This window comes from Lysobacter sp. K5869, assembly GCF_018847975.1.
Classification (GTDB): Bacteria; Pseudomonadota; Gammaproteobacteria; order Xanthomonadales; family Xanthomonadaceae; genus Lysobacter.
In genome coordinates this window covers 4,476,610-4,490,335 of the sequence record NZ_CP072597.1, presented here as the reverse complement: position 1 = coordinate 4,490,335, position 13,726 = coordinate 4,476,610, and the positions used below count along the sequence as shown (strand labels likewise).

At 66.7% G+C, this 13,726-nt stretch carries 10 protein-coding genes and 1 tRNA gene; all 11 read left to right on the top strand.

Going from position 1 to position 13,726, the window contains the following annotated elements:
- The first annotated feature begins 7 nt into the window (after window positions 1-7).
- The 11 genes from nuoH (at window position 8) to infB (ending at window position 13,671) form a co-directional block, all read left to right on the top strand.
- Window positions 8-1,072, top strand: coding sequence for an NADH-quinone oxidoreductase subunit NuoH (gene nuoH, locus J5226_RS18755; RefSeq protein ID WP_255323129.1), 1,065 nt, complete (start codon window positions 8-10; stop codon window positions 1,070-1,072).
- 13 nt (window positions 1,073-1,085) lie between these two features.
- Window positions 1,086-1,574: an NADH-quinone oxidoreductase subunit NuoI gene (gene nuoI / locus J5226_RS18750; RefSeq protein WP_057947332.1), complete on the top strand. Its 489-nt coding sequence runs from the start codon at window positions 1,086-1,088 to the stop codon at window positions 1,572-1,574.
- Between the two features lie 9 nt (window positions 1,575-1,583).
- Window positions 1,584-2,222, top strand: a complete 639-nt coding sequence (locus J5226_RS18745) for an NADH-quinone oxidoreductase subunit J (RefSeq protein ID WP_215836015.1) — start codon at window positions 1,584-1,586, stop codon at window positions 2,220-2,222.
- A complete protein-coding gene (gene nuoK / locus J5226_RS18740) occupies window positions 2,219-2,545 on the top strand; it encodes an NADH-quinone oxidoreductase subunit NuoK (RefSeq protein WP_123647868.1) in 327 nt (108 codons plus the stop codon). The genes J5226_RS18745 and nuoK overlap by 4 nt, the downstream gene beginning before the upstream one ends.
- 6 nt (window positions 2,546-2,551) lie before the next feature.
- Window positions 2,552-4,681: an NADH-quinone oxidoreductase subunit L gene (gene nuoL, locus J5226_RS18735; protein ID WP_215836014.1), complete on the top strand. Its 2,130-nt coding sequence runs from the start codon at window positions 2,552-2,554 to the stop codon at window positions 4,679-4,681.
- A gap of 18 nt (window positions 4,682-4,699) precedes the next feature.
- Window positions 4,700-6,214 (top strand): NADH-quinone oxidoreductase subunit M, encoded by a 1,515-nt coding sequence (locus tag J5226_RS18730; RefSeq protein WP_215836013.1) that lies wholly within the window; start codon window positions 4,700-4,702, stop codon window positions 6,212-6,214.
- 166 nt (window positions 6,215-6,380) lie between these two features.
- Entirely contained in the window at window positions 6,381-7,826 is a 1,446-nt protein-coding gene (gene nuoN, locus J5226_RS18725; RefSeq protein ID WP_255322852.1) for an NADH-quinone oxidoreductase subunit NuoN, read from the top strand.
- 445 nt (window positions 7,827-8,271) lie between these two features.
- Window positions 8,272-8,348: transfer RNA gene (locus J5226_RS18720), tRNA-Met, on the top strand.
- Between the two features lie 288 nt (window positions 8,349-8,636).
- Complete coding sequence (gene rimP, locus J5226_RS18715) at window positions 8,637-9,215, top strand: ribosome maturation factor RimP (RefSeq protein ID WP_215836011.1); 579 nt, start codon at window positions 8,637-8,639, stop codon at window positions 9,213-9,215.
- A 66-nt stretch (window positions 9,216-9,281) separates the two neighbouring features.
- On the top strand, window positions 9,282-10,769 hold the full coding sequence (gene nusA, locus J5226_RS18710; protein WP_215836010.1) for a transcription termination factor NusA: 1,488 nt from the start codon (window positions 9,282-9,284) through the stop codon (window positions 10,767-10,769).
- A gap of 211 nt (window positions 10,770-10,980) precedes the next feature.
- Window positions 10,981-13,671, top strand: a complete 2,691-nt coding sequence (gene infB, locus J5226_RS18705; protein ID WP_215836009.1) for a translation initiation factor IF-2 — start codon at window positions 10,981-10,983, stop codon at window positions 13,669-13,671.
- Window positions 13,672-13,726 lie beyond the last annotated feature (55 nt).

The following is a 13,726-nucleotide window of genomic DNA, read 5'->3' as shown; positions in this document are numbered from 1 at the left end:
GGACGGAATGTTCATGACCCAGGTGGTCGATCCCCTGCACAACTTCTTCCTGTCGCTGGGCATGGTCGGCGCGGTGTTGTGGATCGTGCTCAAGATCCTGCTGATCGCCATGCCGGTGATCATCACCGTGGCCTTCTACGTGGTCTGGGAGCGCAAGCTGATCGGCTGGATGCACGTGCGCCACGGGCCGATGTACGTCGGCATGGGCATCCTGCAGGCCTTCGCCGACGTGTTCAAACTGCTGTTCAAGGAAGTGATCCAGCCGGCCAAGGCCGAGTCCTTCCTGTACAAGCTCGCGCCGCTGCTGACCCTGGCGCCGGCGTTCGCGGCCTGGGCGGTGGTGCCGTTCGATGCCAAGCTGGTGCTGTCCAACGCCAACGCCGGCCTGCTGTACCTGCTGGCGATGACCTCGCTGGGCGTGTACGGCATCATCCTCGCCGGTTGGGCGTCGAACTCGAAGTATGCCTTCCTCGGCGCGATGCGCGCCGCCGCGCAGGTCGTGTCGTACGAAATCGCGATGGGCTTCGCCATGGTCGGCGTGATGGTCGGCGCCGGCAGCCTCAACCTCACCGACATCGTCATGGCCCAGTCGGGCAACGCCGGCGCGCTGGAGTGGTTCGCGCTGCCGATGCTGCCGCTGTTCGTGGTGTATTTCATTTCCGGCGTGGCCGAGACCAACCGCGCGCCGTTCGACGTGGTCGAGGGCGAGTCGGAAATCGTCGCCGGCCACATGGTCGAGTATTCGGGTTCGGCGTTCGCGCTGTTCTTCCTCGCCGAATACGCGAACATGATCCTGATCAGCTTCCTGACCTCGATCTTCTTCCTCGGCGGCTGGCTGAGCCCGTTCCAGGGCCTGGGCATTCCGTTCCTGTCGGTCGACGGCTGGTGGTGGCTGCTCGCGAAGGTGTTCTTCTTCGCCAGCTGCTTCATCTGGTTCCGCGCCTCCTTCCCGCGCTATCGCTACGACCAGATCATGCGTCTGGGCTGGAAGGTGTTCATCCCTCTGACCATCGCCTGGATCGTCGTGGTCGCGTTGATGTCGTATTACGGCGTCTTCCTGCCGGGACAGTGAGGCGGAGCAACTCATGAATCGCATCGTTTCCTATTTCAAGAGCCTGCTCCTCATCGAGCTCGCGCAGGGCCTCGGGCTGACGCTCAAGTACCTGTTCAAGCCCAAGTACACGCTGATGTACCCGATGGAGAAGACGCCGCAGTCGCCGCGCTTCCGCGGCGTGCACGCGCTGCGCCGCTATCCCAACGGGGAAGAGCGCTGCATCGCCTGCAAGCTGTGCGAGGCGGTGTGCCCGGCGCTGGCGATCACCATCGATTCGGAGAAGCGCGCCGACGGCACCCGCCGCACCACGCGCTACGACATCGACCTGTTCAAGTGCATCTTCTGCGGGTTCTGCGAAGAATCCTGCCCGGTCGACTCGATCGTGGAAACCCACATCCACGAGTACCACTTCGACCAGCGCGGACAGAACATCGTCACCAAGCCGCAGCTGTTGGCGATCGGCGACCGTCTCGAAACCGAGATCGCCGAGCGCCGCGCCGCCGACGCCGCCTTCCGCTGAGTACACGCCATGGATCTCGCTCAGATCGCCTTCTTCGTCTTCGCCGCCTTGGCCACGCTTTCGGCCGTGGCCGTGATCAGCGTCAAGAACCCGGTCCATGCCGCGCTCAGCCTGGTGCTGACGTTCTTCTCGGTGGCCTGCGTGTGGATCATCGCCGGCGCCGAGTTCCTCGGCGTGGCCCTGATCCTGGTCTACGTCGGCGCGGTGATGGTGTTGTTCCTGTTCGTGGTGATGATGCTCGACATCGACGTCGCCCCGCTGCGCGAGGGCTACGTGCGTTACCTGCCGGTCGGCCTGCTGGTCGCGGTGGTGATGCTGGTGGAGATGCTGACCCTGATCGGCGTCAAGGCCGCGCTCGCCGCGCCGCTGACCGCCGACGCGGCCGGCGGCTCCAACACCAAGTGGCTGGCCACCGCGCTGTTCACCGACTTCCTGCTGCCGTTCGAGATCGCCGCGGTGATCCTGACGGTGGCGGTGATCGCCGCGGTCATGCTGACCCTGCGCCGCCGCCCGGGCGCCAAGCACCAGAATCCCAGCGAACAGGCCCGCGTCCGCGCCGCCGATCGCATCCGCATCATCAAGATGGACGCCGTCAAGCCCGCCGCCGCACCGGCGCCGGCCGACGCGGCGCAGGAGGCCAAGCCGTGAGCGAATTCTTCGGGTCGGGCCTCGCCCTCGGCCACTTCCTCGCCCTGGGCGCGGTGCTGTTCTGCATCAGCGTCGCCGGCATCTTCCTCAACCGCAAGAACGTGATCGTGCTGTTGATGTCGATCGAGCTGATGCTGCTCGCGGTCAACATCAACTTCGTCGCGTTCTCGCGCCAGCTGGCCGATCCGGCCGGTCAGGTGTTCGTGTTCTTCATCCTGACCGTGGCCGCGGCCGAGGCCGCCATCGGCCTGGCCATCCTGGTCACGCTGTTCCGCAACCGGCGCACGATCAACGTCGCCGAAATCGACACGATGAAGGGCTGATCCGGCATGGAATCCGCAATCTCCAAGTCAATCCTGCTCGCCATCGTGCTCGCGCCGCTGCTCGGCGCGGTCCTGGCCGGCTTGTTCGGGCGCAAGATCGGGCGCGCCGGTTCGCACACCGTCACCATCCTCGGCGTCGCCGCGAGCTGCGCGATGTCGATGTACGTGCTGTGGCAGCTGGTCGGGCAGGGCGCCGCGCCGTTCAACGAGAACGTCTACACCTGGTTCCAGATCGGCGGCTATGAGGCCCACGTCGGCTTCATGATCGACAAGCTGACCGCGATGATGATGGTGGTCGTCACCTTCGTCTCGCTGCTGGTCCACGTCTACACCATCGGCTACATGGCCGAGGACCCGGGCTACCAGCGCTTCTTCAGCTACATCTCGCTGTTCACCTTCTCCATGCTCATGCTGGTCATGAGCAACAACTTCCTGCAGCTGTTCTTCGGCTGGGAAGCGGTGGGTCTGGTGTCGTACCTGCTGATCGGCTTCTGGTTCAAGAAGCCGACCGCGGTGTTCGCCAACATGAAGGCGTTCCTGGTCAACCGCGTCGGCGACTTCGGCTTCCTGCTCGGCATCTGCGCGGTGCTGTGGGCGACTGGCTCGCTGGATTACGGCACCGTGTTCGCCAACGCGCCGACCCTGGCCGAGCGCACCCTCACCGTGTGGGGCGGCGCCGACCCGATCGTGTGGTCGCTGCCGACGGTGATCTGCATCTGTCTGTTCATCGGCGCCATGGGCAAGTCGGCGCAGGTGCCGCTGCACGTGTGGCTGCCGGACTCGATGGAAGGCCCGACCCCGATCTCGGCGCTGATCCACGCCGCGACGATGGTGACCGCCGGCATCTTCATGGTCGCGCGCATGTCGCCGCTGTTCGAGCTGTCGCAGACCGCGCTCAACTTCGTGCTGTTCATCGGCGCCACCACCGCGTTCTGGACCGGCCTGATCGGCATCGTGCAGAACGACATCAAGCGCGTGGTCGCGTACTCGACCCTGTCGCAGCTGGGCTACATGACCGTCGCGCTCGGCGTGTCGGCGTACTCGGCGGCGGTGTACCACCTGATGACCCACGCCTTCTTCAAGGCGCTGCTGTTCCTCGCGGCCGGCTCGGTCATCATCGGCATGCACCACGAGCAGGACATGCGCAAGATGGGCGGCCTGCGCAAGTACATGCCGATCACCTACTGGACCAGCCTGCTCGGCACGCTGGCCCTGGTCGGCACGCCGTTCTTCGCCGGTTTCTACTCGAAGGACACGATCATCGAGGCGGCCGCGCACGTCGCTCACGGCGAGCACGCGACCTGGGTGTCGCAGTACGCCTACTGGGCGGTGCTGCTGGGCGCGTTCGTGACCTCGTTCTACAGCTTCCGCCTGCTCTACATGACCTTCCACGGCAAGGAGCGCTTCCGCGACGCGCACGGCCACGACGATCATGGCCACGACGATCACGCGGCGCACGCCCACGACGATCACGGCAAGAAGCACGACGACCACGCCCACGACGACCACGGCCACCACGGCGCGCACGAGCCGCACGAGTCGCCGTGGGTGGTGACCGTGCCGCTGATGCTGCTGGCGATCCCGTCGGTGCTGATCGGCTTCTTCACCGCCGGCCCGATGCTGTTCGGCACCGACTGGTCCGGCCACGTCAAGCAGCTGCCGTACTTCCTCGGCGCGATCGACCTGCTGCCCGAACGCGACACCGTCGCGGAAATGGCTGCCGAAGCCTGGCACGGCCCGATCGCGTTCGCGCTGCACGGCTTCATGGCCCCGGCGTTCTGGCTGGCCTTCGCCGGCTTCGCCCTGGCCACGGTCATGTACCTGTGGAAGCCGGAACTTCCGGCCAAGGCGGCCAAGCTGTTCGCGCTGCCGATCCGCATCCTGGAAAACAAGTACGGCATGGACAACCTCTGGATCGACGGCTTCGCCGGCGGCGGCGTGAAGCTCGGCAAGGCCTCGCGCGCGGTCGACACCAAGCTGATCGACGGCGCGGTGGTCAACGGCAGCGCCGGCGTGGTCGGCTTCGTCGCCAACCTGGCCCGCCACGTCCAGTCCGGCTATCTCTACCACTACGCCTTCGCGATGATTGTCGGCCTGATCGCTCTGCTCGCCGTCGTCATCAAGTTCTGGCACTAAACGACAAGGACACCCGACGTGATCCCCGTGCCCTTGCTTAGCCTCCTGATCTGGCTGCCCATCTTCGGCGGCTTCGCCACCCTGGCTTTCGGCCAACGCGCCAACTCGGCGCGCTGGTTCGCTCTGATCGTGGCCATCGCCACGCTCGGCCTGAGCCTGCTCATGTTCACCCACGGCGATTTCTCCGGGGCGGGCATGCAGCTGGTCGAGGAAAAGGCCTGGATTACGAGCTTCGACATCCGCTACCACCTCGGCGTCGACGGCATCTCGGCGGCGCTGATCGCGCTGACCACGCTGACCTCGATGCTGGTGCTGATCAGCGCCTGGACCTCGATCGACAAGCGCGTCAGCCAGTACTACGCCGCGTTCCTGATCCTCGAAGGCCTGATGGTCGGCGTGTTCTCCGCCCTCGACGCGATGCTGTTCTACGTGTTCTTCGAGGGCATGCTGATCCCGATGTTCATCATCATCGGCGTGTGGGGCGGCCCGCGCCGCGTCTACGCCTCGGTGAAGTTCTTCCTGTACACCTTCCTCGGCTCGGTGTTCATGCTGGTCGGGCTGATCTACCTGTACCTGAAGGGCGGCAGCTGGCAGATCGCCGACATGTACGGCGTGCAGCTCAGCGCGGTCGAGCAGATGTGGATCTTCTTCGGCTTCCTGATCGCCTTCGCGGTGAAAGTGCCGATGTTCCCGGTGCACACCTGGTTGCCGGACGCGCACGTGGAAGCGCCGACCGCCGGTTCGGTGATCCTGGCCGCGATCATGCTGAAGATCGGCGGTTACGGCTTCTTGCGCTTCGTCCTGCCGATCGTGCCGGACGCCGGCCACGAGTGGGCCTGGCTGGTGATCGCGCTGAGCCTGATCGCGGTGATCTACGTCGGCCTGGTCGCGCTGGTCCAGGAGGACATGAAGAAGCTGATCGCGTACTCGTCGGTCTCGCACATGGGCTTCGTCACCCTGGGCACCTTCATCGCCTTCGGTCTGGTCCACAGCGGCGACGCCCACGGCGCCGACGCCGCGCGCCTGGGCCTGCAGGGCGCGATGGTGCAGATGATCAGCCACGGCTTCGTGTCGGGCGCGATGTTCACCTGCGTCGGCGTGCTCTACGACCGCATGCACAGCCGCATGATCAAAGACTACGGCGGCGTCGCCAACGTGATGCCCTGGTTCGCCGCGTTCGTGGTGCTGTTCGCGATGGCCAACTCGGGCCTGCCGGGCACCTCGGGCTTCGTCGGCGAGTTCATGGTCATCCTGGCCTCGTTCCAGCAGCACCCGCTGATCGCGGTCGGCGCGGCCACCACCCTGATCGTCGGCGCGGGCTACACCCTGTGGCTGGTCAAGCGCGTGATCTGGGGCGAAGTCGGCAACGCGCACGTGGCGGAGATGGAAGACATCAACCCGCGCGAAGCGCTGGTGCTGGGCGTGTTCGCGGCCGGCGTGCTGATCCTGGGCGTGTGGCCCAAGCCGCTGACCGATCTGATGGAGCCGGCGATCGCGAATCTGGCCAGCCAGATCGTCGCCAGCAAGTTGTAAAGGCGGCGCGGGTTCGCCCGCGCCACCGCAAGAAGAGAAGTGAGTAGCAGCGAGGAGTGAGGCACGGGAGAACAGCGCGGAAGTCCGCCGCTCGCTTCTCGCTCCTCTCCGCTCGCTTCTAAGACAAGGCTCGCACCCGGGCCGGATCCGCCACGAGATGCACTTAATGAACATGCCCGTACGCTCTCTCGCCGACATCATGCCCCTGCTGCCCGAACTGGTGGTCGTCGTCGGCGCGTTCGCGCTGCTGATGCTCGACCTGTTCGTGGAAGAGCGAAACCGCATCGTCTCCCACGTCTTCTCGATCCTGGTGGTCGCGCTCGCCACCGCGCTGATCGCCTTCGACGTGGGCGGGCAGGGCGTGGTGCTCAGCGGCATGTTCGTGCGCGACACCGCCGCCGACGTGCTCAAGCTCGCCATCGGCGTGGTCGGCATCCTGTCGCTGATCTACACCTGGCCTTACCTGCGCGCGCGCGGCCTGTACAAGGGCGAAGTCTCGGTGCTGATGCTGTTCGCCATCGCCGGCATGATGTTCCTGGTTTCCGCCGGCAGCCTGACCATGGTCTACGTCGGCCTGGAAATGCTGGCGCTGTGTTCCTACGCGCTGGTCGCGGTGGACCGCGACAGCCCGCTGGCCTCGGAAGCGGCGGTCAAGTACTTCGTGCTCGGCGCGCTGGCCTCGGGCCTGCTGCTGTACGGCCTGTCGCTGATCTACGGCGCCACCGGCAGCCTGATGCTCGACCAGATCGCGCTCGCCGCCTCGGTCGGCCCGCGCTCGCTGCTGCTGATCACCGGCGTGGTGTTCGTGGTCGCCGGCATCGCCTTCAAGTTCGGCGCCGCGCCGTTCCACATGTGGCTGCCGGACGTCTACCAGGGCGCGCCGACCCCGATCACCTTGTTCATCGGCGCCGCGCCGAAGCTGGCCGCGTTCGGCATGACCTACCGTCTGCTCGAAGTCGGCGCGCACGGCCTGGACGATCATTGGCGCCTGCTGCTGGCCGGTCTGGCGGTGCTGTCGCTGGCGATCGGCAACCTCAGCGCGCTGCTGCAGACCAACCTCAAGCGCCTGCTGGCGTACTCGACGGTCTCGCACGTCGGCTTCTTGTTCATCGGCATGGCCGGCGGCGGCGCGCAGGGCTTCGCTTCGGCGATGTTCTACGCGATCAGCTACGCGATCATGACCTCGGCCGCGTTCGCCGCGATCATCGTCATGTCCAGCCGCGGCTTCGAGGCCGACCAGATCGACGACTACAAGGGCCTCAACGCGCGCAATCCGTGGCTGGCCGGCATGATCCTGTGCGTGATGGCCTCGCTGGCCGGCCTGCCGCCGTTCCTGGGCTTCTGGGCCAAGCTGGCGGTGCTCAAGGCCGCGCTGCACGGCGACATGCTGTGGCTGGCCATCGTCGGCATCGTGTTCGCGGTGATCGGCGCGTTCTACTACTTGCGCGTGATCAAGGCGATGTACTTCGACGAGCCGGAAGGCAAGCTGCCGCCGCCGAGCGAAGACCGTCCGCTGCGCGTGGTGTTCGGCGTCAACGCGCTGGCGCTGCTGGCGCTGGGCATCGCTTGGAACCCGATCATGGAGTGGTGCCAGCGCGCGTTCGCGGCCTGAGGCCGCGGCCACTACGTTGCGAGAAAGGGCCGCTCACGCGGCCCTTTTTCTTTGCCGTCGGCGCTGCGGGCGCACGGGCCCGCAGCAGGGCTTTCGCGCGCGACGCCTTCGCGATGCCCCGGCGCGTCCGCATCGGGCCTCAGGAGCCTGCGGCGAAAGCGCGGCGCGTCTGAACCGGCATTCATCGCCGCGCCGCCGAAGATCGCGGTGGAATGGGGGATCCAACCTCCGCCGAACCATGCTCAATGAGTCATGAGAAAAATAATCGCGTTCAGGGGCTTGAATTATTTTGAACACAGCCTAAGATTGCCGGCCTGCGAACGCGATACGGATTTTCGCGAAACACCGGGAAACACCGGGCGCGTTCGGCAGGTAAGCGGCGATCATGAAACTTTGATTGCAGGCTTGCAGAAAGTTTAGCCGATCGCTACAATGGTCGGCCTGATGCGGGGTGGAGCAGTCTGGCAGCTCGTCGGGCTCATAACCCGAAGGTCGTAGGTTCAAATCCTACCCCCGCTACCACTTTTGGCTGTCGCGGCCGCGCTCTTAGCAGCGGCCGTTTCGATCGAAAGTCGGGCTTTGTATCAGCGCTCTGCTCGCGCCGATACGCCGAAATCCAGTTGTACGGACAAGGGGCCCGATGGGCCCCTTGTTGTTTTCGGCTTTCCGTAAACCGGCGTTGCGATCCGTTTTTTCGCGTGTGCGGCATCGATGGCGAACCGGCCGTCGCCGCGGACGCGGAAGGATCGCGGAAACATTGCATCCCGATGATGGGTTGCGCCGGTCGCAACCCTTTAGGAGTTCAGGCGCGTGACGGACAAGGCAACGCAAATCGCTCAATTGCTGGCGCCCACGGTGGCGTCGCTGGGCGTGGAATTGCTCGGCATCGAATACCTGCCCGCGCCGGGCAGCGCGACGCTGCGCGTCTACATCGACGTGCCGGCGGCGGAAGTCGACGCGACGCCGGAAGGCGAGCAGCCGCGTTCGGTGAGCATCGAAGACTGCGAAGCGGTGAGCCGCGAGATTTCCGCCCAGCTCGACGTCGAAGATCCGATCAGCGGCAACTACACCCTGGAAGTATCGTCGCCGGGCATCGACCGCCCGCTGTTCACGCTGGATCATTACCGCCGTTTCGCCGGAGAGAGCGCCAAGGTCGGCCTCAAGCTGCCGCACGAAGGCCGCCGCCGCCTGCAGGGCGAAATCGTCGGCGTGGAAGGCGAGCAAGTGGTCTTCGCCGTCGACGGCGCGCGCTTCGCGGTGCCGTTCGCGAACATCGACAAGGGCCGGATCGTGCCGGACTGGGAAGCGCTGGGCTTCGCTCCGAGCAAGCCCGGCAAGGCCAAGCCGGCCAAGGACAAGTCTTCGAAGCCGGACGCTTCGAAGAAGTAAGCATCGAAACCTTTAATTACCAACCCGAGAGCCGGCGGCCCACGCCGAACCGTGCGGAGTGACGAGATGAGCAAGGAACTGTTGCTGGTGGTGGACGCGGTCGCCAACGAAAAGGGCGTGCCGCGTGAGGTCATCTTCGAGGCCATCGAGGCCGCGCTGGCGTCGGCGGCGAAGAAGCGCTACCACGACGAGGACGTGCTGGTGCGCGTGTCCATCGATCAGAAGGACGGCAGCTACGAAACCTTCCGCCGCATGGAAGTCGTGGCCGACGACGTGGTGATGGATTCGGTGGACCGCCAGATCCGCCTGATGGACGCGGTCGACGAAGTCGAGGGCGTGGAAGTCGGCGACTACATCGAAGAGCAGATCGAGAACCCCGAATTCGGCCGCATCGCCGCCCAGGCCGCCAAGCAGGTGATCGTGCAGCGCGTGCGCGAGGCCGAGCGCGCCCAGGTCGTGGACGCGTGGAAGGACCGCGTCGGCGAGCTGGTCACCGGCATCGTCAAGCGCGTGGAGCGCGGCAACATCTACGTCGACCTCGGCGGCAACTCCGAGGCGATCATTCCCAAGGACAAGGGCATCCCGCGCGACGTGCTGCGCGCCGGCGACCGCGTCCGCGGCTACCTGTTCGACGTGCGCACCGAGCCGCGCGGCCCGCAGCTGTTCATCAGCCGCGCCGCGCCGGAATTCATGATGGAGCTGTTCAAGCTGGAAGTGCCGGAAGTCGGTCAGGGCCTGGTCTCGATCAAGGCCTGCGCGCGCGATCCGGGCGACCGCGCCAAGATCGCCGTGCTCGCGCACGACAACCGCACCGATCCGATCGGCGCCTGCATCGGCATGCGCGGTTCGCGCGTGCAGGCGGTGTCGAACGAACTCAACGGCGAGCGCGTGGACATCGTGCTGTGGTCGGACAATCCGGCCCAGTTCGTCATCAACGCGATGGCGCCGGCGGAAGTGCAGTCGATCATCGTCGACGAAGAGAAGCACTCGATGGATCTGGCCGTGGCCGAGGACCGACTGGCCCAGGCGATCGGCAAGGGCGGCCAGAACGTGCGCCTGGCCAGCCGCCTGTCGGGCTGGCAGCTCAACGTCATGACCCAGGACCAGGTCACCGCCAAGTCCGAGGCCGAGCAGAACGCCGCGCGCCAGCTGTTCCAGGACAAGCTGGAAGTCGACGAGGAAATCGCCGGCATCCTGGTCTCGGAAGGCTTCAGCACGGTCGAGGAAATCGCCTACGTGCCGGTCGGCGAGCTGCTGGCGGTCGAAGGCTTCGACGAGGACATCGTCGAGGAACTGCGCGCCCGCGCCCGCGACGCGCTGCTCAACGAGGCGCTGGCCGCCGAGGAAGAGCTCGACGAACATCAGCCCGCCGCCGATCTGCTGGAACTGGCGGGCATGGACGAAGCGCTGGCGTTCACGCTGGCCTCGCGCGGGGTGGTCACCCGCGACGATCTGGCCGATCTGGCCTCCGACGAGTTGACCGACATCGAAGGCGTGGACGAGGAACGTGCCGCCGCCCTGATCATGGAAGCGCGCAAGCACTGGTTCGAATGAGGTGAGGAAGGCCGCAAGAGGTCCACAGGGGCGTCTTGCGGCAAGCCGGCCACGGCCCTCGGGGCCCCGCCGGATTCGCAGGACCGGGCATCGGCCCGGTCCGCGAGCAGGCCGCGATGGCCTGCGCGAGCCGGACCTGCGGCGCGCGCGGAGCTAGAATGGCGCCATCACGCGCGGGATGCGTCCCGCGCCAAGAGGACACGGAAACCGAATGTCGCAGCAAACCACCATCCGCAAGCTGGCCGAACTGGTGAACACGCCGGTCGAGAAGTTGCTGGAACAGCTGGCCGAGGCCGGCATGAAGTTCAGCGGCCCCGATCAGGTCGTGACCAGCATCGAGAAAGTCAAGCTGCTCGGCTTCCTCAAGCGCTCGCACGGCAAGGCCGATAAGCCCGCCGACAGCGACGAGGCGGCGAAGAAGATCACCCTCAACCGCAGCCGCAAGCAGGAAATCACCGTCGGCGGCGGCAAGAACCGCACCACGGTCGACGTGGTGGTGCGCAAGAAGGTGACCCTGGTCAAGCCGAACGACTCCGGCGCGCCGGTGAGCGAGGACGACGAGCGCGCCGAGATCCTGCGCAAGCTGGAGGAATCCAAGCAGCGCAATCTCGCCGAGCAGCAGCGCCTGGCCGCCGACGACAAGCGCCGCGCCGATGCCGCCGACGCGGTCCGCCGCGCCGCCGAGGACGCCGTGCGCGCCAAGGCCGAGGAGGACGAGGCCGCGCGCCGCGCCGCCGAGGCCGCCAGCGCTCCGGCCGCCGCGACCCCGGCCGCCGCCGCCGCCGCGACCGGCGCCGCCGCTCCGGCCGGCGCCGACTCGGTGCGCAAGCCGCCGACCACGACCCACGGCCACGGCCATCCCAAGCCGGCCCGCGCCGAACCCGCGCGTCCGGCCGACGACCGCAACGCCGCCGCCGCGCGCCACAAGACCCGCGGCTCGCACGCGATGGTCGCCGGCGTCGAGGACGACGACGCGGCCAACCGCTTCGCCGGCCAGTTGCACCTGTCGCCGTCCGACCGCGCCCGCCGCAGCAACAGCAACACCCGCGGCAAGGGCGGCCGTCCGCAGCAGAACCGCCGCCAGTCCGAGCAGTCGCGCTCCGGCGGCGGCCAGCACGGCTTCTCGCGTCCGACCGCGCCGATCGTGCGCGAAGTCGCCATCGGCGAGACCATCACCGTGGCCGACCTCGCGCAGAAGCTCGCGCTCAAGGGCGGCGACGTGGTCAAGGCGATGTTCAAGATGGGCGTCATGGCGACCATCAACCAGAGCATCGACCACGACACCGCCGCGCTGGTGACCGAGGAACTCGGCCACATCGTGGTCAAGGCGCTCGGCAACGACGCCGAGGACGCGTTGCTGGCCCACGCCGAGGAAGCGCAGGGCGACAAGGCGCCGCGCCCCCCGGTGGTCACCATCATGGGCCACGTCGACCACGGCAAGACCTCGCTGCTGGACTACATCCGCCGCACCAAGGTCGCCTCCGGCGAAGCCGGCGGCATCACCCAGCACATCGGCGCGTACCACGTGGAAACGCCGAAGGGCGTGATCAGCTTCCTCGACACCCCGGGCCACGCCGCCTTCACCTCGATGCGCGCGCGCGGCGCCAAGCTGACCGACATCGTGGTGCTGGTCGTGGCCGCCGACGACGGCGTCATGCCGCAGACCAAGGAAGCCGTGCAGCACGCCAAGGCCGCCGGCGTTCCGCTGATCGTGGCGATCAACAAGATCGACAAGTCCGACGCCGATCCGCTGCGGGTCAAGAACGAACTGCTGAGCGAAGACGTGGTCGCCGAAGATTTCGGCGGCGACACCCAGATGGTCGAACTCTCCGCCAAGACCGGCGCGGGCGTGGACAATCTGCTCGACGCGATCTCGCTGCAGGCCGAAGTGCTCGAACTCAAGGCCGCTCCGGTCGGCCGCGCCACCGGCACGGTGATCGAATCCGCGCTCGACAAGGGCCGCGGTCCGGTCGCGACCGTGCTGGTCCAGCAGGGCCAGCTCAAGAAGGGCGATTACCTCGTGTGCGGCGTGCATTACGGCCGCGTGCGCGCGCTGTTCGACGAAACCGGCAAGCAGGTCGAACAGGCCGGTCCGTCGATTCCGGTGCAGGTGCTCGGCCTGTCGGGCGTGCCCGACGCCGGCGACGACTTCGTTGTGGTCGAGGACGAGCGCCTGGCCAAGGACGTGGCGCAGCAGCGCGACGCCAAGCGCCGCGAATCGCGCCTGGTCGCCGCCGCCGGCAACCGCATGGAAGACATCATGGCCCAGATGGGCAAGGGCGAGGGCCAGCTGAGCCTCAACCTCGTCGTCAAGGCCGACGTGCAGGGTTCGGTGGAAGCGTTGCGTCAGGCGCTGGTCGCGCTGTCCAACGATCAGATCCGCATCAACGTGATCAGCTCCGGCGTGGGCGGCATCACCGAATCCGACGCCAACGCCGCGGCGACCGCCAAGGCCACGGTGATCGGCTTCAACGTCCGCGCCGACGCCTCCGCGCGCCGCATCATCGAGGCCAACGGCGTCGATCTGCGCTACTTCTCGATCATCTATGACGTGATCGATCAGGTGAAGCAGGTCGCCTCGGGCATCCTCGGCATGGAGATCCGCGAAGAGATCATCGGCACCGCCCAGGTCCGCGACGTCTTCCGCAGCTCCAAGTTCGGCGCGGTCGCCGGCTGCATGGTGATCGAGGGCGTGGTCAAGCGCTCCAAGCCGATCCGCGTGCTGCGCGACAACGCGGTGATCTTCGAAGGCGAACTCGAATCGCTGCGCCGCTTCAAGGAAAACGTCGACGAAGTGCGCAACGGCACCGAATGCGGCATCGGCGTGAAGGCGTACAACGACGTCAAGCCGGGCGACCAGATCGAGTGCTTCGAGCGCATCGAGGTTCAGCGCACGCTGTAAGGCGATGGAGCGGGAATGAGGGGAGTGGGGAACGGGGAATGGCGAGAGCGATCCC

What these genes read in the sequence shown, in the direction of transcription:
- nuoH (WP_255323129.1), top strand. Translation starts at nt 8, where the DNA reads ATGTTCATGACCCAGGTGGTCGATCCCCTGCACAACTTCTTCCTGTCG.
- nuoI (WP_057947332.1), top strand. Translation starts at nt 1,086, where the DNA reads ATGAATCGCATCGTTTCCTATTTCAAGAGCCTGCTCCTCATCGAGCTC.
- J5226_RS18745 (WP_215836015.1), top strand. Translation starts at nt 1,584, where the DNA reads ATGGATCTCGCTCAGATCGCCTTCTTCGTCTTCGCCGCCTTGGCCACG.
- nuoL (WP_215836014.1), top strand. Translation starts at nt 2,552, where the DNA reads ATGGAATCCGCAATCTCCAAGTCAATCCTGCTCGCCATCGTGCTCGCG.
- nuoN (WP_255322852.1), top strand. Translation starts at nt 6,381, where the DNA reads ATGAACATGCCCGTACGCTCTCTCGCCGACATCATGCCCCTGCTGCCC.
- nusA (WP_215836010.1), top strand. Translation starts at nt 9,282, where the DNA reads ATGAGCAAGGAACTGTTGCTGGTGGTGGACGCGGTCGCCAACGAAAAG.
- infB (WP_215836009.1), top strand. Translation starts at nt 10,981, where the DNA reads ATGTCGCAGCAAACCACCATCCGCAAGCTGGCCGAACTGGTGAACACG.